General features: G+C 63.0%; 21 protein-coding genes. 3 read left to right on the top strand and 18 right to left on the bottom strand.

What is annotated here, in order from left to right:
* Window positions 1-19 precede the first annotated feature (19 nt).
* The 14 genes from dhaL to oiaX form a co-directional block, all read right to left on the bottom strand.
* Window positions 20-667 (bottom strand): dihydroxyacetone kinase subunit DhaL, encoded by a 648-nt coding sequence (dhaL, locus tag QMO80_RS23990; protein ID WP_283200375.1) that lies wholly within the window; start codon window positions 665-667, stop codon window positions 20-22.
* Window positions 668-670: 3 nt separating this feature from the next.
* A complete protein-coding gene (locus QMO80_RS23985; protein ID WP_283200374.1) occupies window positions 671-1,675 on the bottom strand; it encodes a dihydroxyacetone kinase subunit DhaK in 1,005 nt (334 codons plus the stop codon).
* An 81-nt stretch (window positions 1,676-1,756) separates the two neighbouring features.
* A protein-coding gene (locus tag QMO80_RS23980) for an IS5 family transposase (RefSeq protein WP_283200169.1) occupies window positions 1,757-2,517 on the bottom strand; the annotation gives its coding sequence in 2 pieces (ribosomal slippage) (window positions 1,757-2,190 and window positions 2,190-2,517; 762 coding nt in all).
* 143 nt (window positions 2,518-2,660) lie between these two features.
* Complete coding sequence (locus QMO80_RS23975; protein ID WP_283200373.1) at window positions 2,661-4,535, bottom strand: hypothetical protein; 1,875 nt, start codon at window positions 4,533-4,535, stop codon at window positions 2,661-2,663.
* Window positions 4,532-5,566: a Gfo/Idh/MocA family protein gene (locus QMO80_RS23970; protein WP_283200372.1), complete on the bottom strand. Its 1,035-nt coding sequence runs from the start codon at window positions 5,564-5,566 to the stop codon at window positions 4,532-4,534. The genes QMO80_RS23975 and QMO80_RS23970 overlap by 4 nt, the downstream gene beginning before the upstream one ends.
* 1 nt (window position 5,567) lies before the next feature.
* Complete coding sequence (locus QMO80_RS23965; protein ID WP_283200371.1) at window positions 5,568-6,632, bottom strand: ABC transporter permease; 1,065 nt, start codon at window positions 6,630-6,632, stop codon at window positions 5,568-5,570.
* Window positions 6,629-8,179 (bottom strand): sugar ABC transporter ATP-binding protein, encoded by a 1,551-nt coding sequence (locus QMO80_RS23960; RefSeq protein ID WP_283200370.1) that lies wholly within the window; start codon window positions 8,177-8,179, stop codon window positions 6,629-6,631. The genes QMO80_RS23965 and QMO80_RS23960 overlap by 4 nt, the downstream gene beginning before the upstream one ends.
* A complete protein-coding gene (locus QMO80_RS23955; RefSeq protein WP_283200369.1) occupies window positions 8,176-8,820 on the bottom strand; it encodes a DUF2291 family protein in 645 nt (214 codons plus the stop codon). Before QMO80_RS23955 ends, QMO80_RS23960 begins: the two co-directional genes overlap by 4 nt.
* A 73-nt stretch (window positions 8,821-8,893) precedes the next feature.
* Entirely contained in the window at window positions 8,894-9,835 is a 942-nt protein-coding gene (locus QMO80_RS23950; RefSeq protein ID WP_003592022.1) for a D-ribose ABC transporter substrate-binding protein, read from the bottom strand.
* Window positions 9,836-9,911: 76 nt separating this feature from the next.
* Complete coding sequence (locus QMO80_RS23945; RefSeq protein WP_283200368.1) at window positions 9,912-10,739, bottom strand: phosphogluconate dehydrogenase C-terminal domain-containing protein; 828 nt, start codon at window positions 10,737-10,739, stop codon at window positions 9,912-9,914.
* 77 nt (window positions 10,740-10,816) lie between these two features.
* Window positions 10,817-11,263, bottom strand: coding sequence for an RpiB/LacA/LacB family sugar-phosphate isomerase (locus tag QMO80_RS23940; RefSeq protein ID WP_003592019.1), 447 nt, complete (start codon window positions 11,261-11,263; stop codon window positions 10,817-10,819).
* On the bottom strand, window positions 11,260-12,063 hold the full coding sequence (locus QMO80_RS23935; protein ID WP_283200367.1) for a triose-phosphate isomerase: 804 nt from the start codon (window positions 12,061-12,063) through the stop codon (window positions 11,260-11,262). Before QMO80_RS23935 ends, QMO80_RS23940 begins: the two co-directional genes overlap by 4 nt.
* Window positions 12,063-13,400, bottom strand: coding sequence for a four-carbon acid sugar kinase family protein (locus QMO80_RS23930; protein WP_283200794.1), 1,338 nt, complete (start codon window positions 13,398-13,400; stop codon window positions 12,063-12,065). The genes QMO80_RS23935 and QMO80_RS23930 overlap by 1 nt, the downstream gene beginning before the upstream one ends.
* Before the next feature lie 5 nt (window positions 13,401-13,405).
* Window positions 13,406-14,662: a 3-oxo-isoapionate-4-phosphate decarboxylase OiaX gene (gene oiaX / locus QMO80_RS23925; protein WP_283200366.1), complete on the bottom strand. Its 1,257-nt coding sequence runs from the start codon at window positions 14,660-14,662 to the stop codon at window positions 13,406-13,408.
* A gap of 180 nt (window positions 14,663-14,842) precedes the next feature.
* On the opposite strand from oiaX, the gene QMO80_RS23920 reads away from it, so the two are divergent.
* The gene (locus QMO80_RS23920) at window positions 14,843-15,547 is read left to right on the top strand and encodes a transcriptional regulator NanR (RefSeq protein ID WP_283200365.1); all 705 of its coding nucleotides are present in this window, start codon (window positions 14,843-14,845) and stop codon (window positions 15,545-15,547) included.
* A gap of 93 nt (window positions 15,548-15,640) precedes the next feature.
* Entirely contained in the window at window positions 15,641-15,961 is a 321-nt protein-coding gene (locus QMO80_RS23915; protein ID WP_097621583.1) for a hypothetical protein, read from the top strand.
* A gap of 234 nt (window positions 15,962-16,195) precedes the next feature.
* Here the strand turns inward: QMO80_RS23915 and QMO80_RS23910 are convergent, their stop codons facing one another.
* The 4 genes from QMO80_RS23910 to QMO80_RS23895 all read right to left on the bottom strand — a co-directional run bounded on the left by QMO80_RS23910 (window position 16,196) and on the right by QMO80_RS23895 (window position 19,135).
* Window positions 16,196-16,927 (bottom strand): amino acid ABC transporter ATP-binding protein, encoded by a 732-nt coding sequence (locus QMO80_RS23910; protein ID WP_283200364.1) that lies wholly within the window; start codon window positions 16,925-16,927, stop codon window positions 16,196-16,198.
* Entirely contained in the window at window positions 16,908-17,567 is a 660-nt protein-coding gene (locus QMO80_RS23905; protein WP_183841609.1) for an amino acid ABC transporter permease, read from the bottom strand. The genes QMO80_RS23910 and QMO80_RS23905 overlap by 20 nt, the downstream gene beginning before the upstream one ends.
* The gene (locus QMO80_RS23900) at window positions 17,564-18,268 is read right to left on the bottom strand and encodes an amino acid ABC transporter permease (protein WP_283200363.1); all 705 of its coding nucleotides are present in this window, start codon (window positions 18,266-18,268) and stop codon (window positions 17,564-17,566) included. The genes QMO80_RS23905 and QMO80_RS23900 overlap by 4 nt, the downstream gene beginning before the upstream one ends.
* Before the next feature lie 63 nt (window positions 18,269-18,331).
* Window positions 18,332-19,135: a transporter substrate-binding domain-containing protein gene (locus QMO80_RS23895; protein WP_097603879.1), complete on the bottom strand. Its 804-nt coding sequence runs from the start codon at window positions 19,133-19,135 to the stop codon at window positions 18,332-18,334.
* A 251-nt stretch (window positions 19,136-19,386) separates the two neighbouring features.
* Here QMO80_RS23895 and QMO80_RS23890 point away from each other — a divergent pair, with 251 nt between their 5' ends.
* Window positions 19,387-20,409 carry a LacI family DNA-binding transcriptional regulator gene (locus QMO80_RS23890; RefSeq protein ID WP_283200362.1) on the top strand — a complete coding sequence of 341 codons (1,023 nt, stop codon included), beginning with the start codon at window positions 19,387-19,389 and terminating at the stop codon, window positions 20,407-20,409.
* Window positions 20,410-20,433 lie beyond the last annotated feature (24 nt).

Raw genomic sequence — 20,433 nt, 5'->3', positions numbered from 1 at the left:
TTGAGGTGACAAGTCTGAGCTAGCCATCCGCGTCTCGAACGAAATTGGTTATGGCAGCGATGACGATCGCGGCCGATGCCGCGCCGGGGTCGATGTGGCCGATCACCCGTTCTCCCAACCGCGACGCCCGCCCCTTGGCCGCCGTCATATCCTTGGTCGCTTCGCAGCCCTGGCGCGCCGCCCGCTCGGCCAGATCGAAACATTCGAGGAGGGAAGCTCCCGATGCCCAGGCATCAGACGCCGCATCGGCCGCGGGCTTCCAGGCATCGACCATGGTCTTTTCGCCGGGCTCGGCCTTGCCGCGCTCTTGAATGCCCGCAGCCATCGCCGCGAAAGCGCGCACAAACTCCTCGTCCGCGAGGTCCGGCCTGTCCTTGACGGCGGCGCCGGCGCGCATGAAAGCGGTGGCATAGAGCGGGCCGGAGGATGCGCCGACCGCATTCAGGAATGCCTTTGCCGCCGCGTTGAAGACGGCTGTCGGCGCAGCCTGCGCGGGGTCGAGTGCTGCGACCGCCTTGGCCGCGGCCTCACAGCCGGCATCCATGGCAAGGCCGTGATCGCCGTCGCCGATCGCGCCGTCCAGCTCGCAGAGATGGTCGCGATGCGCCGCGATATCGGCGGCGATCAGGGCAAAGAGATGCTGCAGGTCTTTGGTCTCGATCGGCATCGATCACCTCCTGAACATGGCGCAGTCGCAGGGATGGTCGATCAGCCGCTGAAGCTCGTCGTCGAGATGCATGAGCGTGATGGAGGCGCCTGCCATTTCGAGCGAGGTGCAGTAATTGCCGACGAGCGAGGTATGGATGACGAGCCCGGCCTCGTCGAGCCGCGCCTTGACGCGCCGCATCATGATGTAGAGCTCCATCATCGGCGTGGAGCCGAGCGAGTTGACGAGCACGGCGACACGATCGCCCCGCTCGGCTTTCATCTCCTGGAGAAGATTGTCCATCAGTTCGTCGGTCACCGCATCGGCCGTTCCAAGCGGCCCGCGCGCCACGCCGGGCTCGCCGTGGATGCCCATGCCGATCTCCATCTCCTCCTCGCCGATCTGGAAGTTCGGCTTCAAGGTCTGGGGCAGCGAGCAGGGCGAAAGCGCCACGCCCATCGTATAGGTGCGCGCATTAGCGTGGCGGGCGGCGCGCTCGACCTCGTCGAAGGAATAGAGAAGATCGCAGGCAGCGCCGGCGGCCTTGAAGATGAAGACATTGCCGGCCACGCCGCGCCGCCTGTCCTTCTGATCGGCGGGCGCGGACGCGACATCGTCGGTGGTGAGCACGGTGCGCACCGCGATATCGTCGAGCGCCAGCATTTCCGCGGCCATGTCGAAGTTCATGACGTCGCCGGCATAGTTGCCGTACATGAAAAGCACGCCGACGCCGCCGTCGACGGCCATGGCGCAGGCCATGATCGGATCGGGCGGCGGCGAGGCGAAGACATTGCCGATCGCGGCGGCATCGGCGAGCCCCTTGCCGACATAGCCGAGGAATGTCGGCTCATGCCCGGATCCGCCGCCGATCACCAGCCCGACCTTGCCCTTGCGCGGGCCGTTCCTGGCAATGATGGCGCGCGGCACGCCGTCCACGGCATGGAGGTGCTCGGGATGCGCCGCGAGAACGCCCTGCAGCATCTCATCGACGGCATCCGCGCCTGCATTGATAAGCTTCTTCGTCTTCACGCCGATCCTCCCCTGAACAAGCTCCGACTGAATAGATGCGGCGGGCGGGCCGGAGGTCAATCCGCTAGGAGCTGTGGACACTTATCTGAGCCATAGGATTGTGGCGGCCAGAGCGATCATGGCTTTGTAGTTTCGAACGGTTTTCTCATATCGTGTGGCGATGCGTCGAAACTGCTTGAGCTTCGAGAAGCAGCATTCGATGAGATAACGCTGAGCATAGAGTTGCTTGTCGAGCGGATACTTCTTGGCACGCGAGGGATTGTTCGGGATGACCGCTTGCGCGCCCTTGTCGGCAATGAGTTTGCGTAGCCGGTCGCTGTCGTAGGCCGTATCGGCCATGACGACCTCGGCTGGCAGGTCTTCGATCAGGAGATCGGCTTGCGGTGCATCGCCTTTCTGACCGGCGGTCAGGATGAAACGAACGGGACATCCAAGGCCACGCACGGCCATATGGATTTTGGTGCTCAAGCCGCCGCGGGAACGGCCAAGGGCCTGATCTTCAGCCCCTTTTTTGCGCCGGAGGCGTGCTGGTGGGCGCGAATAATAGTGCTGTCGACGATCAGATATTCGAAGTCGGTATCCTCCGACATCGCCTCAAAGACACGCCACCAGACACCCTTTTGGCTCCAGCGGCTGAAGCGGCGAAACACGCTGTTCCAATCACCGAACACCTCCGGCAGATCGCGCCAGGGCGAACCCGTCCGCACGATCCACAAGACCGCTTCCACAAACATGCGATTGTCACGTCCAGACGAACCGCGCGTGCGATCGTCGCCAATGATATGGCGAGACATCCGCTCCCACTGGTCATCTCGAAGAATGAGACGATCTAAAACACCCATGACTGCCTCCAAAAGACAGTCTTGAATCTGATTTGCTCACCTTTGGGAATCCCAAGAGTCCACGACTCCTAGAGCATGATGCCGAAAAGTGTGAGCGGTTTTCGGACGACATCATGCTCTAACTCTTTAATTTAGAACAGGATTCAGATTTTAGGCCAACCGGGCCTAAAATCATCCTGTTCTAGCGGCAAGGCGGCCGTCGCGAAGGGCGCGAGCCGCAGCTCTTCGGCCAGTGCGCTGCCGCCGACCCTTCGCTCTTCGCCTGTGAGATTGACCACATAAAGCTTGGCGCCTGCGGCATCCCGCGCCACAAACGACAGAACTTCGGAGGGCGAAGACGAGAGGCATTCCTGCCAGGATGCACCCGCCAGCGCCGACAAGGTCCGCACCGTGTTGAAGAGCGGCCGCCGCCCGCCTTGCGCGACCGGCTCATCGCGACCTGCGACCAACCCGAAAGGACCGGTCAGCGCCGAAAGCGTCAGGCATTCGAGACCGGCCTCCAGCACCCGGATCGCATAGCCGAGCGCGAAGGCCTCGGCGAAACGGCCGTTGTGGCGGGGGTCGCGGTTGGCCATCGGAATGCGTCCACTGGCGGGATTGTCCATCGTGCGGCTGCCATAGGGATTCTGCCGCATCGGGATCGTCGACGGACCGATGCGATAGGGCTTGTCGCCGTAGATCGCACGGACGGAGCGCGTGATGAAGGGCAGCGCTTCCAGTGTCTGCATGACGCTGAGATCGTCGGCCGCGTGCACGATCGGGTTGGTGCAATGGCTGACGAAATCGATCTCGTCCGCCGGCACGCGCTTGCGGTTGAGCTCGGTGAAATAGCTGAGCATGCCGCCGCCGATGCGAATGCCGGAGAAGGCGGCGCGGGCTGCGGCGTAGACCTCATCGAGCGGAGGGCAGTCCGGCCATTTGCTGCCGGGCGGCGTCGATTGCCGGTCGACGGAGGGCGAAATCAGGATCGCGTCGGGCTTGAAGCCCGCCTGCTGCATCTGCCGGGCGATCCCGGCCGCCTCGCCCGCCGGCGACGATTTGCAGGGGAGCGCGATCTCCAGCGTCAAGCGACCGCGATGGAGAGCAGCGATCTCCGCGAAGTTTTTCAGCGCGTCGAGGCCGTGCCCGGCATCGGGATCGAAATGGAAGAGCAGTTCCTTGGGCGCGATCTCCGACAGGAGGAACGCGGCCGCGCGCGTCGCCTCGGCCTCCTCGGGCGTAACGATCACGCCGATATCGGGCATGGTGCCGGTCCGCGCGCCGCGTTCGAGCCTTATGGCTCCGCTCTGCGTCGCGGCTGGCGGCGCAACGGAGCGGCTGATATCCGTGATGATGAGCGACGTCTTCTGCCGGACGGGCTGGTTGGCCGGGATCCGGTAAGGCCAGGGCAAGGCGAGCGGCCTGACATAGGTTTTGTAGGAGGCATCGGACCAGTTGCGCTGGTCCTCCATTTCGAAGGTGTCACCCTCCATCCGGCATTCCGCGCTTACATCAGGCATGACCTGATGGGTGATGGCGCGCATGTCCTTGAAGGGCTGCCACGGCTCGATGACATTGGGAAAACGCGTCGCCGCGATCTGGCCGTCGACATGTTCGACCGCTGCCGGCGAACCGGCAACGCCGACGATCGGATGCAGGATGCAGAAGCCGCAGCGATTGGTCTCGAAGCCGGTTCCGCTCCGGGCTTCGGCCTCGAAATCGAGCCGGTCCTGATTGCCGCTGATGCGGACCTCGATGACGAGCGTCGTCTCATCAGGTCCCTGGCAGCGAGCGAGATAAGTCACCTCGAACCGATCCTCGCCCTGTTCGATCCTGAGATCGGCGATGTCAGGGCTGTAGGTGCCCCAGTCCCGGTCGCGGACGAGATAGGAAATCGCCCGCAGCACCTCGACACCGTCGTAGCGGATCGTACGAAGGTTGCCGTCGGCGAGATCGGCCGTCAGCTTTCCCGCCGTCAGGCGGACCGGCGGCCTTTCCGCAGCGCGGGTGCCGTAGAGCTGGAACGCATCGGCGGTCATCGCAGCAGAGCCCTGATATCGATCGTCTGACCGCGCGCGGCGCTGTCATAGGCGGCCTCGACGAGGGCGAAGGTCTTCAGATTGTCGGCGCCCGAGGTCGAGTGCTCCGCGCCGCGCCTGAGCTGGTCGACCCAATGCTGCTCTATCGCATAGACGCTTTCCTGGATGTTGTGCCAGGGCCGCGAGGCCCAGGACAGCAGCTTCGGCGAGACATCCATGACGGTCGTGCCCTTGCCGTTGGTGATCTCCAGGCCGTAGCCCTGGCTGAGCCGGATCGTGCCTTCGGAGCCGTCGAGTTCGATCAGCGTCTCGGGGAAGGGCTCCTTCGAGAGCCTGGTGGCGTAGCTGACATCGACGACGGAGGTCGCGCCGTTTTCGTGATCGAGCAGGATGGTCGCGACATCCTCGCCCTTAATCCTGGGGTTGACCCGCTTGGTGCGGGCGGTCAGCGCGCTGACGTCGCCGAGGATATAGCGGGCGATATCGAGCGTATGGATGCCGAGGTCCTCGATGATGAAGCGCTCGCCTTCGGCGAGATAGGGCTGGCCGGAAAAGACGTCGTAGCCCGAGCGGAAGGAGAAGCGGCCCCAGAAGGGCGTGCCGATGGCGCCCACATCGAGCGCCTTGCGCACCGCCTGGATCGGCGTCTGCCAGCGAAAATTCTCGTGCACCATCAGCGCCACGCCGGCAGCGCGGCAGGCTTCGACCATCGCCTTGGCATCCGCCAGCGTCCTGGCGAAAGGCTTCTGGCAGATGGCCGGCACCCTGTTTCGAGCGGCCATTTCCACCAGGGCGCGGTGGCTCTGAACTGTCGTGGCGATATCGACGAAATCGAAGCCGCCATCGGCAAACATCGCCCCGGCATCGCTGTAGCGCCGCTCGATGCCGAACTGGTCGCCGACGAGCTTCAGCCGCTCGGGATCGCGGTCGCAGATGGCGACGATCTCGGCACCGTCGACATCGTTCCAGCCATGCATCTGGTTGATCGCAAAGAAGCCGCAGCCGATCAACGCGCCTTTCAATCCGCTCATGTCAACCCGCCTTTGCCATCTGCATGAGGGTGACGCGCTGCTGCAGGCGGCGCTGCGCCTGGTCGACGACCACGGCGATGATGATGACGAGGCCCTTGATGACCATCTGCCAGAAGGAGGAGACGCCCATCATGACAAGCCCGTCGGAGAGGATGCCGATGACGAAGGCGCCGATGATCGTGCCGCCGATCGTGCCGCGCCCACCCGACATCGAGGTGCCGCCGAGCACCGCTGCGGCGATCGCATTGAGCTCGAAGCTTTCGCCGGTCGCCGGATGGGCGGCCATCAGCTCCGAGGAGATGACGACGCCGACGATCGCCGCGCAAAGGCCGGAGAACATGTAGACGAAGATTTTCACGAGATCGACGCGGATGCCGGACATGCGCGCCGCCCGCTCATTGCCGCCGACGGCGAAGATGTGGCGGCCGATCGGCGTCGAACGCGCGACATAGGCAGCCGCGAGCGCCAGCACGATCAGGATCCAGATCGACACCGGCAAGCCGAGAATGCGGCCGGCGCCGAAGAAGTCGAAGCCGGTGGTGGCGTATTCCGGCCGGCCGACGAGGTTCGGAAAGGTCTGGCCGTCCGAGGACAGCAGCGCCAGGCCGCGGGCGATATAGAGCGTGCCGAGCGTGGCGATGAAGGGCGCGACGTTGAGCTTGGTGATCAAGAGACCGTTGATCAGGCCGATGATAAGGCCGATCGACAGCGTGATCAGCACGATCTCGAAGAGGTTGAAATAGATGGTGTAGCCGATCGGCAGTTCGATGCCGTAGAGGATCAGCCCGCCCGCGACCATGCCGCAAAGCCCGACGATCGAGCCGACCGAAAGGTCGATGCCGCCGGTGATGATGACGAAGGTCATGCCCATCGCCAGGAAGGCGTTCAGCGCCACATGCTTCGACATCAGGATCATGTTCGCCGTCGAGGTGAAGTTCGGTGCGAAGATCGCGAAGAAGATGATGACGGCGAAAAGCGCGATGAAAGTCCTGAGCTTCATCAGCGTCAGAAGCGCCGAGCCGTTGGCGCCCTTCGGCGCAAGAGTGGTTGAGGTAGCCGCCATCATGACGCGAGTTTCCCTTGATGTCCGTGTCCCTTGGCCGAAGCCGCGATAATGGCGTCTTCCGTCGCCTCGTCCCGGTCGAAGACGGCGACGAGATGGCCGTTGCTCAAGACCGCGATGCGATCGGATAGCGCCATGACCTCTTCGAGGTCGGAAGTCGAAAACAGGATGGCGAGCCCGTTTGCCGCCAGCCGCCGCATCGTGCGGAAGACGTCGGCCTTGGCGCCGACATCGATGCCGCGGCTCGGCTCGTCCATCAGCAGCACCTTCGGATTGGTCATCAACGCCTTACCGATGACGACCTTCTGCTGATTGCCGCCGGACATCGAGGTGACCTCGAAATCCGGGTTCGGCGCCTTGATGGAGAGATCGCGGATCGCCTCCTGAATGGCGTTCTTCTCCGCGCCGCTGTCAATATGGAACAGCCGGGTGAAGCGCGACAGGCTTGCGAGCGTCAGGTTGGAAGCGATGGAGAGCACCTGCACCAGCCCCTCGCGCTGCCGGTCTTCCGGGATCAGCGCAAGGCCGCGGCGGATGCGCCGCGTGGTGTCGCGGGCGCGCACTTGCCTGCCGTCGATGAAGATCCTGCCGGTCGAATGCGTGTGCCGCCCGATCACGCATTCGAAGAATTCGCTGCGCCCGGCGCCCATCAGGCCGTAAATGCCGAGGATCTCGCCTGCCTTGACCGACAGGGAAACGTCGTTGACCGCAAGCCCGCCCGTCGGCCGGGGAAGGCTGATGTTTTCGGCGCGGAAGACTTCTTCGCCGACGGAATGGGTGAGGGATTTCGCGAAATCCTTGGCGTCCGAGCCGATCATCGAACGGACGATCCAGCGCGTGTCGATGTCGCGCACCATGGCATGGCCGGTGATCTGGCCGTCGCGCAGCACGGTGATGTAATCGCCGATCCGCATCAGCTCCTCCAGCCGGTGCGAGATATAGACGATCGCCACGCCTTGCGCCTTCAGCTCGGCGATCACCTTGAACAGGATCTCGACCTCGGCCGCCGACAGCGCCGAGGTCGGCTCGTCCATGATCAGGATGCGGGCATTAAGCGACATCGCCTTGGCGATCTCGACCAGCTGCTGCTGGCCGATCGGCAGGTCCTCGACCATCGTATCGGCCTCGATGCCGGCATCGAGACGCCGCAGGAATTCGTTGGCCTTCTCGACCTGCGCCTTGTGATCGATGCCGAGCAAGCCGCGGGTGATCTCGCGCCTGGTGAAGATGTTTTCGGCGACCGACATGTTGGCGAAAAGGTTGAGCTCCTGGAAGATCATGCCGATGCCGTTCGCCTGCGCGTCGGCCGGGCTGTCGAAGGAGACGGGCTTGCCGTCCAGGATGATGCGGCCGAGCGTCGGGCGCTCGACGCCGGCGATGATCTTCATCAGCGTCGACTTGCCGGCGCCGTTTTCGCCGACCAGAACATTCACCGCGCCGCGGCGCAGCTCCAGATTGGCGCGCTTGACGGCGACGATGCCGGAATAGACCTTCGACACGTCTTCGAGACGGAGGATGATATCGTCCTGATGTGCGTCTGCCGCCGTCATGAGCCCACCTTCAGTTCCGAAGGTGTGACGAGCGGCAGCTCGCCGCTTTTCGGCAGCGGAAAGGCGCCGATCACCGTTACCGTCTTGCCGGCAAGACCGTCGCGCGGGACGGCGGAGAGGAAGGCGGTATTGGCCTTCTCGTTGAACGCCTTGCCGAACTGCGCCCATTCGATCTGGTTCTTGAACTCGTTGAAATTGACGAAATCGAGCGTGTCGCGCAGTGCCGTGCCGCGCAGCGCCGGGCCGATCTGCACCTTCGCATCGGCCTTTCCGTCGCCATCGGCATCGACATCGAGCGTCGCCGCGCGCGAGGCCGTATCGGCCGCGACGACCTTGCCGGTGATCTTCACCGCATAGGTCCAGGGCGAACTGCTCTGCTTGCGCGGATTGCCGTATTTTTCGCCCGCGGCATCGGGGCTCGTGGCAACGAGCTGCATGATGTCCTTCAGCTCGCCGGCGCGCTTTTCGAAATAGGGCACGACTTGAGGCTGCCAGATCGCCTCGACCTTGGCATTCGGATCGAAGGCGGTCTTGGCCACTTCAGCCGCTTTTTCCTCAGCGGTCGGCGTCTTGATGATCTTGCAACCGGGCAGGGCCGCCGCCACGATGGCAGCAACCAGGGCGCCCTTCATTCTCAACATGCGGGTGAACCTCGACGTCTTGCAAAATGCATTGCGGAGGGCGCAACGCTGCACCCTCCGCAATTGGTGCTGATCAATTCGTCAGGGCGAAGGTCTCGAGCTTGCCGGAATTGTCGGCGTTGATGAGAACGCAATCCATCAACTGCTTCTCTTCCTTCGGCGTCGTCTTGTTCTTGATGTAGGCGTCGGCCTGTTCCACCGCCAACTGGGCCTGCGCATAGGCGGGCTGCAGAACCGTCGCCTTGATGCCGCCCGCCTTGATCGAGTCGCGCACATCGTTGGAGCCGTCGAAGCCGACGACGATCACGTCCTTGCGGCCGGCGGCCTGAAGGGCGGCGATCGCGCCCATGGCCATGGTGTCGTTGCCGGAGATCACGCCCTTGATATCGGGATTGGCCTGAAGGATGGTTTCCATCTTCGAATAGGCTTCCGTCTGGCTCCAGTTGGCCGACTGCTTGGCGACCGACTTCAGCTCCGGATAATCGTCGATGACGTCGTGATAACCCTGTGAGCGGATGCCGGCATTGGTGTCGGACTCCTTGCCCACCAGCTCGACGTAATTGCCCTTCTCGCCCATCAGCTTGACGAATTCCTGCGCCCCGAGCTGCGCGCCCTGATAGTTGTTCGAGACGATCTGGGCGACGGCAACGCCGGTCGCGTTGATTTCGCGGTCGATCAGGAAGGAGGGGATGCCGGCATCCTTGGCCTTCTTGACGGCGGCAACGGAGGCGTCCGCGCCGGCATTGTCGAGGATGATCGCTTTGGCGCCGCGCCCGATCGCCGTATCGATCATTTCCGACTGCTTGTTGGCGTCGTCGTCATGGGTCATGACGAGCGTCTCGTAGCCGAGTTCCTTCGCCTTGGCTTCGGCGCCGACGGCTTCGGCCTTGAAGAAGGGATTGTCATGCGCCGGCGTGATGATGGCGATGAGGTCGGCCGCAAAGGCCGGCATGGCCGTTCCCAGCGCCAGCGCGCTGGCAAAGGCTGCGAGTGTCAGTCTGCGTGTCAGTTTCATTTTTTCCTCCCTGTTGTGAATGAAGCCCCGTTCTCCCCGGAGCGGTAATGGGGAGGGCATGCCTCCCCATGCCGGTTCAGGTGATGCGCCGGATGCTTTCGGCGATCTCCTGCGGTTCGAAAACTTTCTTCCAGTCGTCGCGCATCAGCGCCGGAATGCCGAACTCGATCGCCTTGTTGCAGGCATCCGAGAAGACGCCGTCGACCTCCTTGAAGATGACGGCGCCGAGCACGTTCATGTGGCCGAGCAGGAAATCGCGGGCGGCTTCTTCAGGCACGCCGCGGGCCACGCATTCGTCCATGGCTTGGCGCATGATGACGAGCAGCGAAGCGCAGACGGTTTCGGAAAGGCCAGGTTCGAGCATGGCGAGCTGATCGACCGTAACCCGGTGCGAGCGCATCACCGGCGCCCAGATGATTTTGGCGATTTCCTCGCCGAGCGCATAGGCGCTGTCCGGCCCCTGCATCAGCGCCGAGACGATGTGCTGCTTGGCAAACAGGCCGCCGAAATGGTCCTTCTTTGCCTGCATATCCGTCTCGTCGTTGAAGATCGGCGGATGGCAGGGATGGGTGACGAAATAGGTCAGATCATCTCGCTTCGGCAGGTGGCCGGCGAAGGGCGCGGCGGCATCGAGCGCCACCACCATGGTGCCGGGCGCGAGCTTGTCGACGATACCGGCCGCCACCTTGCCGATCGCCGTATCCGGCACGGCGAGGATGACGACGTCGGCGCCGTCGAGGGCAGCATCGACGGGCACGCAATCGAGACCGAGATCGTTCTTCAAGCGCGCCTTGCCGGCGTCGCTCACCTCGACATGGCGCACTTGGAAGCGCGAACCCTTGAGGTTTTTGGCAAGCCGGTAACCCATTTTGCCGCCGGCGCCGAAGAGAGCAATCTTGGTCATGTTTTCCTCATCTTTTCCGTCTGAATATGATCACGTACTGGTATGATGAGTCAATCACCATATCACTATTTAGTTGTTCAAGACCCGTGTTTTTCGGCGTCGAGCCGGTCGATCGCCTCGACATTGCCGGCCGATGGGCCATCAGGGTCGAATTCCGAGGCGAGCCAGACGTCGACGATCGATTTCGCCAGTTCCGGCCCGATGACGCGCGCGCCCATCGTGATGATCTGGGCGTTGTTCGATTTCGCCGCGCGTTCGGCCGAATAGGTGTCGTGGGTGAGTGCGGCGCGAATACCAGGCACCTTGTTTGCCGAAATGCACACGCCGATGCCGGTGCCGCAGAACAGAATGCCGCGCTGGTGTTCGCCGTCGACGATCGTCTGCGCCAGACGCTGGGAAAGATCGGCATAAAAGCCGGACTGGCTGAGATCGTGAACTTCGAGGTCCGCCTTGCCGGCGAGATGGGCGGCAATGACATCCAATAGCGGTTTGCCGGCGCTGTCCGCCCCAATTGCGATCTTCATGGCAGTTTCCTTTCGCTCGCCGTCTGGCGTGGGGATGAGCGGTAGATCGCCGCGCTGACGCGGCCGAGAATGTCGAGATAACCGTCGACGGACCAGGCAGAGCGGCCAATGAACAGGCCGTCGATATGCGCCTGCGTCACCAGTTCCTCGCAATTGTCGGGATTGACGCTGCCGCCGTAGAGAACCGGCACCGCATGGCCGAGAATGGATCTCGCCAGCTCGGCGATCCTTCCGTGTCGTTCCGACGCATAGTCGGCCGTCGCCGGAATGCCGTTGGCGCCGATCGCCCAGACAGGCTCATAGGCAAGCAGGATCGGAGCCTTGTCGGCCTCGGTGTCGATGCCCCGCAAGGCGGCCTCGACCTGGCGCCGCAAAACGGCATCGGCCCGCCCCTTTTGGCGTTCCTGCAAGGTTTCGCCGATGCAGATCAGCGGCGTCAGGCCATGACGGAGCGCGGCGGAAACCTTGAGGCCGACGGCTTCGTCGGTCTCGCCGAAATGCTCGCGGCGCTCGGAATGGCCGAGCTCGACGATATCGAGCTCGCAGTCCTTCAGCATCAAGGCCGAAATCTCGCCGGTCCAGGCGCCGGCATCCTCCCAATGCATGTTCTGGGCACCGACCTTCACCGAGGTCTCGGAAAGCACGCGCTTGACTTCGCGCACCGCAGTAAAGGCGGGGATGACGAAGCGCTGCACGCGGGTATCGCGTTCCGCATCCGTCGCTGCGAGGCGGTGCGCGAAAGCGAGCGCTTCCTCCACCGTCTTGTTCATCTTGAAACTGGTGCCGACCCAGACGACCATCAGCTTTTCCTTCCATCGCGGATCTGCGCGAAATAGCCGTCCGTTCCGACCTGGCCGCCTTTCAGCGCGACCTGCAGGCCGTTGGTCGGCGGATAGTCGCCATGCGCGAGGCAGAGCGGCGAGCCCGGCGTCTGGGGCAATGGCAGCAGCGTCGTCAGCGCGTCGATCTTCAATTGCCGCAGCGCGTGGCTCGACGTGTCGCCACCAGCGACGACCGCGCGCGATAGCCCTTCCGCTTCGATCAGCCGCCGCAGGATCGTGCCGAGCGCGCTGCCGAGCCGATGGCGGGCGCCCGGAAGCCGGTCGATATCGGCACCGCGGTCAGCGGAGGGGCCGAGCGCCGTATAGAGGATGACGCTCTTGCCTTCTTTCAGCTTGCGGATGCCGGCCTGCGCCGCCGCCTCCACTGCGCCTTCGCCATTCTCCGAAACCAGCGCCAGCGGATCGAGCGCGATGGCCTCGAAACCGTTCTCGACGGCGGTGCGGATCTGCCGCTCGGTCGTCGGCGAGACGCTGCCGGAGACGACGGCAAGCCGCTCGACCGGGCCGACATCGGGAAATACGGCACCGCTTTCGCCAATCACGCCGGCCCGCCGCCATGCATCGAGCAGGGCGTATTCGACCCCGGACGAACCGGCGACGAAGCTGCCGGACCGGCCGGCGACACGCAGCAGCTGCCGGCCAGCGGCCGCCTGCGTCGCTTCGGAATCGACGTCGAGGAGCAGGATGCCCTCCGGGCTCGACACCAGCGCGTCGATGCGCTGATCGGCATCCTCGGCCGTGATCGCAACGAGATCGGCAAGCAGCACGGGAAGGGCGGTCTGCTTCGACAGATGAACGCCAAGATCCGCCTCGTCCATCGGGGTGACGGGATGGCGGCTCATGACGGGATGGCGGTCGATGCGGAAGACGCGGCCCTGATAGGCTGCGAAGAGATTGCCGAAAGCCGTGTAGCGCTTCAGCTGCGGCGCGCCGACGATGACGGGGACGATCGCCTGCCCGAAGATCTTGCCGCCGATTTCGATAGCCTTTCCGATATTGCCGATGCCAGGGCTGGAATCGAAGGTCGAGCAAACCTTGTAATGGCAGATGGCCGCACCGAGCGAGCGCAGCCAGTCGAAGGCAGGCACGAGATGCAGTTCCATCCATGCCGGCGTCTCGCTGCGGCTCGTTCCGGCAATACCGATCGCGCGGCAGTGTTTGAAGCGGGCGACCAATTCCGGCTTGGGAAGACCGAGGAAGAGGGCGGTCTCGACGCCGCGCGAAGCGAGCGCCTCCATGACATCGGTCGAGCCGGTAAAATCATCCCCGTAATAGCTGACGAGAAGGTCGTTCATGACGGTCATGCGCCCTTGCCATCGCTGAATTTTGCGATCGAGGCAGCAAGCTCCGGATGTTCCTTGGCGTAAGTCTCCAGCGGAATATCGGCGACTGCGGCCTGCCAGGCCTGCTGCACGGCGCGGACGCCGGCCGCAGGTCCGCCGGGATGGCTGACGATGCCGCCGCCGCAGAGATAAAGGAGATCGACGGTGCGGCCGGTGCGCTGATAGGTCTCCGGCGCTTGCCCGCCCCACTGGCCGGAGCCTGCGACCGGAAGCGGCCGGTCGGCGGCGTCGAAGAGCGGCGCGCTGACCGCCTTGAAGGACGAGACGAAGCTGTCGTCCGGCTCCCAATATTTGACCCTGATGCCGTTGATCTGGAACTGGTCGACGCCCAAGAGCCGCCAGAACTGCTGGTAAACCTTGAAGTCCATGCCGGCGCCGGGATCGCGCGTCAGCACGTCCCAGCCGTTGCGATGCGCGTGCAGCACCAGGCTGGAGCGCTTGCGCAGGAAGCTCATGCCGCCGAAGCCGATCGAGTTGATGTTGACGACGGCGCAATTGCCGCCGGCCGCAGCGACGATATCGTGGTTGCGCATCATCTCGTCGGGATCGGCATGCGAGATGCCGAAGGCATACATCACCTTCTTGCCGGTCTTCTGCTCATGATCGAGAATGCGCGGCATGATCGCGGCGACGCGCTCCTTGAGCGGCGAATAGGCCGGGCTCATCAGCTTCTCGTCGTCCTTGATGAAGTCGACGCCCGATGCGATCAACTCGCCGACCAGTTCCGCCGTCTCGTTCGGCCTCAGGCCCAGCGCCGGCTTGACGATCGTGCCGATGATCGGCCGGCCTTCGACGCCGGTGAGCCTTCGGCTTCCGGGGATGCCGAATTGCGGTCCGGGATGGGCGCCTTTGAAGGCATCCGGCAGTTTCATGTCGACGATGCGGATGGCGGTCATGCCCCTGATCGAATAGACGCCGCCGATCGCAATGGTCATCAGGGCGGCAAGATCGGTGCCGACCGCCTCAAGCGGGAAGCCGATGTCGACATCGGCGCGATGCAGCCGCGTGCCGGGCGCCGCCTCCGGCCAGGTCGGATGATGCCCATCCTCGAGCCGGCGGATCGCCAGCACCCGGGCGGCGACCCGCGATTTCAGCTCCTCGGTCTCGCCGGGAACCGGCACGAAGGTTCCGGTCGACTGGTCGCTGGCGATCTTTTCCGCCATCGCCTCGACGCTGCCGGGCGTTTCGATGCGGTAGGTCAGGGTAATCATCATGAACGGACGGCTGCTCCTCTCGGCCCATGCAGATTGTCATGGCGTCAACTTGTGATCTGGTATAATGAGTATTCCAATCGTTGAAAAGCGGAATCTTCGCGCACGCAAATTTTCGGCCACAAGCTTTGTCCTTGGTCCGGAAAACTGTTAGGAGGAGACATTTTGAGCCAGCGAGATCTCATGACCCAGCCCATCGAACAAATCGTCCGCCGGAAACTCTCCGACGAAGTGTTTGATCGGTTGGAGCGGCTGATCACCTCAGGCGAGCTTCAGCCCGGCGATGAAATGCCCTCCGAGCGAGTGCTGATGGAGCGCTTCGGCGTCGGCCGGCCGGCAATCCGCGAGGCCATGCAGTCGCTCGCCAACAAGGGTCTCGTCAGCATTTCGCACGGCGAGCGCGCAAAGGTCTTGCGGCTGACGGCAAAGTCGATCTTCCGCCAGGTCGATCTCACCGCCAAGATCATGCTGTCGCAATCGGCCGACTCGCTCGAACATTTAAAGAGCGCCCGCATCTTCTTCGAGCGCGGCATGGCCCGCGAGGCCGCCCAGCGCGCCTCGGCAAAAGACATCGCCGACCTCAGGGCCATCATCGAGCACCAGCGCATGTCACTCGGGCGGGCCGAAGCGTTCATCGACGCCGATATGGAATTTCACACCCGCATCGCCCAGATCTCCGGTAACCCGATCTATGTCGCCGTCAGCGAAGCGATGCTTGCCTGGCTGAAGGAATATCATACCGAGATGCTGATCTGGACCGGCAAGGAAAAGTTCACGCTCGCCGAACACGACGAAATCGTCGACCGCCTCGAAGCCAACGACGTCGACGGCTCGGAGATGGCGCTGCTCAAACACCTCGAACGCTCGCGGGCGCTTTACGCGAAGTAGGGCGCTTTTGTTTAGCGGCTGCTTGGGAACAATGATGTGCCGGCGAGGTTGTGGATAGGCCCGTCAGGCAAAAATCCCAAGGAGGATATGAGAATGCGTATGAAACTCGTAGCAGCATCGCTTTTCGCCCTCGGCATGGCCACATCGGCCTTCGCCCAGTCCAATCCGGCGCCGGCCGGCGCCACGATCGACAAGAACCAGGCCGATCAGGGCGGCGGCGCATCCGGCGACATGAAGGCCAAAAAGCCGATGGCGACCGATACCACCACAACCGGCTCCACGACCGGCGGCACGATGAAAATGGACAAGACCAAGTGCCCGAACCCGGTCAACAACTCCGCCAACCTCCAGACCCAGGGCGGCACCAGCAACGCCACGCCGATGGATGAGGCCTGCGCGGCCCACAACAACTGATCCGCCTCCATCACAAAAACCCCGCTTCGGCGGGGTTTTTGCGGACTTCTAGTTATGCTGCCGGAAGACCCATTCGCGAATGGGTGCTATCGTATAGGCGATGCGCCTGGTATTGCGATGCCCGGCGGCCCCGGCCGTGGACTGGCCTGCGGGAGTGCATTTATTGGTCTCCTTCGATGCCAGGATCGTTTCCGACCCTCATCGTCGCCCGCTTTTATCCTGATGCAAAACCTATTATTTGACGTCGGATTTCACGAACTGCCGCAGTTCCGGCGTCTGTGGATCGGCGAAGAGCTTTGCAGACGGTCCCTGTTCCCAGATTTTTCCCTTGTGCATGAAGATCGTCTGCGTAGCCACGCGCCGGGCAAACCCCATTTCATGCGTCACCAGGATCATGGTCATGCCGTCGCGGGCGAGCTGCTCCATCACCGTGAGCACTTCTTCGGTGAGCTCCGGGTCGAGCGCCGATGTCACCTCGTCGAAGAGCATGACCTTCGGCCGCATCGCCAGCGATCGGGCGATGGCGACGCGTTGCTGCTGGCCGCCGGAAAGCTGGTCCGGGTAGGAGTCGAACTTTTCCGACAAGCCGACGAGCTTAAGTACCTCGTGGGCAATCTCCCGGGCCTTCGTCTTCGCCACGTCCTTGACGATCCGCGGCGCCAGCATGATGTTCTCGCCCACCGTCAAATGCGGAAAGAGATTGTAGCTCTGGAAGACGATGCCGACGTCGGTGCGGAGTTTGCGAAGCGCCTTTGCGTCCTGCCCGAGCGTGTGGCCGGCAATTTCGATGCGGCCGGAATTGATCTTTTCCAGGCCGTTCATGCAGCGCAGCAGCGTGCTTTTGCCTGAGCCCGATCGACCGATCAGCGCAAAGACTTCCCCGTGGCCGACCGTCAGAGATACCCCCTTGAGGACTTCGAGAGCACCAAAGCTCTTGTGGACGTTTTCAACGACTACTTCCGGCATGAAGCCTCCTTTCCAGCAAGCGCGAGAGCTGGGACAATGGGTAACAGACGACGAAATAAAGCGCGGCGACCACGAGGAAGACGCGGAATGGCTGGAACGTCGCGTTGTTGATGAGCTGCCCGGCCCGGGCGAGCTCGACGAAGCCGATGATCGAGGCGATCGAGGTGTTCTTCACCACCTGGACGGCAAAGCCGACCGTCGGCGGCAAGGAGATGCGCATGGCCTGCGGCAGGATCACATAGCGGTATTGCTGCAACCTGGTCATGGCGAGGGATTCCGAAGCCTCCCATTGCTGCTTCGGCACGGCTTGGATGCAGCCCCGCCAGATTTCCGCAAGATAGCCGGAGGCGTAGATCGTCATAGACGCTCCTGCCGCGAAGAGGGGCGGCAGTTCCAAGCCGGCGAGGCTGAGACCGTAATAGGAGAGGAACAGGATCATCAGCACCGGAATGCCCTGAATGATCTGGATATAGGTGGCGGCCGCAATGCGCACGGGCTTCGGCTGCGCCGTGCGGGCGAGTGCCACGGCAAAGCCCAGCAGACCGCCACCGATCAGTGCGATCACCGTCAGCAGAAGCGTCCATTGCAGCGACAGAAGAAGAAAGCCGAACTGATCGGCACCAAAGGTCGTGAGGGTCATGCCTGCACCTCCGGGAGCGCCGTCATCGCTCGCCGGGCGACACGGCGGCCGAAAAGCCACATGCCGATCAGGGCAAGGGCAGCGCGCAGCGTCAGCGCCAAGGCGAGATAGATCAGCGTGACGGCGATATAGATTTCGAAGGAGCGGTAGGTCTGCGATTCGATGAAGGCAGCCGAGGCGGCGAGTTCCTGGGTCGAGATGGCCGAGCAGATGCTGGAGGCCAGCATCATCAGCACGAATTGGCTGCACAGCGCCGGATAGACCTTGGCGACCGCCGGCACGATGATGACGTGGCGATAGATTTGGAACCGCGTGAGCCCCAGGGCCTCGCCGGCCTCGATCTGCGACTTGTGGATTGCCTCGATGCCGGCCCGAATGATCTCGGTTGAATAGGCGGCAAGGTTGATTGTCATGCCGATCAGCGCGGCCGTATCGGCGCCGACGCGCAGGCCGAGGCCCGGCAAGCCGAAATAGACGATGAACAGCTGGACCAGGAAGGGTGTATTGCGGATGATCTCGACATAGGCGTCGACGAGAAAGCGGACCACACCGCCCCAAACGGAGCGTACCGAGGCAAGCACGACGCCGGCAGTGCAGCCGAGAACGATCGACAACACCGACAGCTTGATCGTCAGCCAGATACCGCTGAAGATCTGCTCCTGGTATTGGGCCAGCACGCCGAACTGAAATGTGTAGGACATGAGGACTCCGTGGCTATGGGAAATCCGCCGGAACAATCGCCGGCGGATCCTCGAGAACTGCGGTCAGAACGTCGGCAGCGTCGGCATCGGCCGGCCGGTCCACTTCGTCGCAATCTTGTCGAGATCGCCGGAGATCTTCATCAGGTAGATAGCGGTGTTGAGCCATTGGCGCAGTTCGAAATCGTCCAGCTTGGTGGCCATCGAGTTTCCCTGCTGGAAGAAGGTGAAGCCGACCTGCAGGCCGGCATCCGGGCGCTGCTTGATGATCGCATCGCCGACCGTCGAGGGCAGCGCGACGGCATCGACCTGGCCGGCGATCAGCGCCTGCGCGCTTGTGGAATCATCCTCGTAAACGACGATTTCCAGACCTGGAATCGCAGCCTTGCGGAGCGCTGTCTCCTGCGACGAACCCCGGTTGGCGGCGACGCGCTTGCCTTCGAGATCGGCAAGCTTGGCAAATTTCTGGTCGGGGCCGGAGATGATGTCCATGTTGAAGGCGCTGTAGGGCTGGGTGAACATCACCGTCTTGGCGCGCTCCCCGGTCGGCGCCAGGGTGGCGACGAGGAAATCGACCTTGCCGGTCTGCAAGGCCGGAATGCGGGCCGGCGGCGTCAACGGCACAAGCTCGACCGGCAGCGACAGATAGCCGCCGATCAGGTTGGCGACATCGACATCGTAGCCGGTGGGATTGCCCTTTTCATCGACCATTCCCATCGGCGGCGCGCCGGTCAAAACACCGATACGGACGGTGCCGCGCGAGATGATGTCGTTCAAAGTGACGGCATGCGCCTCGACGGCAGACGCCAGGCCGGCCGCGACGATCCCGATCGCAGCCAGTGCGGTTCGGATGCTATTTGAAAACTTCATTGACCTTCCTCCTCCGGATGATTTCAAACGGTCACGTTTTCGCGCGCTTCTGCTTCGAAGCCTTGCGAACCGGTGTGCCGGACCTCCCATAGCCAGCATAAAACCCTTCATCGCGCCGACCGGACGGATGCCGGAAGGGCTTGAGATTGCATGCTGTCAGCATTAAGGTTATCGCTAACCTTGAGCAACGTTATCGATAACATTATGCTGCGTCAAGCGAATTCATAAGCATCGAAGAGCGGGAGAAAATCGTGGCTTCAGAGCGCCCCAAGACCGTCACCTTGGCTGAAGTGGCTGCCAAGGCGGGGGTGAGCAAAATGACCGTGTCGAAGGTGCTGCGCGAGGTCGGCAACATTTCGGAGGAAACCCGGCAGAGGGTCAGGCAGGCTGCGCGTGAGCTTGGATACCTGCCCAACAGCCTCGCCGGTACATTGAGTTCACGCAGAAGCCGGATCGTGGCGGTCATCATCCCCTCGACCAGTGACATCGTCTATGCGGAAGTCCTCAGCGGGGTTAACGCCATACTCAGGCCGAGGGGGTTTCAGACATTCATCGGAGAGTCGCAATTTGATCCGTCGGTCGAGGCGGACGTGATCCGGGCAATGCTGTCCTTCCAGCCAGCCGGACTGCTGCTGAACGGCGGCATGGCAAGGAGTGCCGATGCGCAAGCGCTTCTGGCGCGGCGAAATTGCCCGGCGGTCCAGCTTTGGGATTGCGACAGGCAGGCGCTGGATTTCAGCGCCGGTCCATCACATGAGGAGGCGGGGCGCCTGGTGGCAAACCATTTCCTCGATCGCGGCCTGAGGCGTATTGCCTATGTGGGCGCCGAACTCGACAAGGACCTCAGTGCCAGCCGGCGTCATCTCTCGCTGAAATCCTCGCTTGCCGCCGCCCACGTCGATCTCGTCAGTGTGACCTGCGAAGACAGGCCGCGGCAAGCCGTCACCGGACGCTTCCTGACGGAGCAGCTCATGCGGATGCATCCTGAAATCGATGGCATTCACTTCCTCAACGACGCCATGGCGCTGGGCGGCCTCTCCTACCTGCACCAGACTGGGTTTCCGGTGCCCGAGCGGATTTCGGTGGTCGGCTTCAACGGCACGTCGCTCGCCAATGCGGTCCGAACGCGGCTCACCACGATCGATGTGCCGCGCATGGAAATCGGAGAGAAGGCCGCACAGGCGCTGTTGCGGATGACGGAGGAGGAGCCAGTGCCGGATTTCTGGCAAGCCCGGCTCGAGCTGGTACAGGGCAATACCACCCTTTCCATATAGGCACCAATCGCCGCTTGGCAGTTC

The organism is Rhizobium sp. BT03, from assembly GCF_030053155.1.
Taxonomy (GTDB): domain Bacteria; phylum Pseudomonadota; class Alphaproteobacteria; order Rhizobiales; family Rhizobiaceae; genus Rhizobium.
Note: the sequence above shows the minus strand (reverse complement) of the source record. Positions and strands in the feature narration are given on the sequence as shown.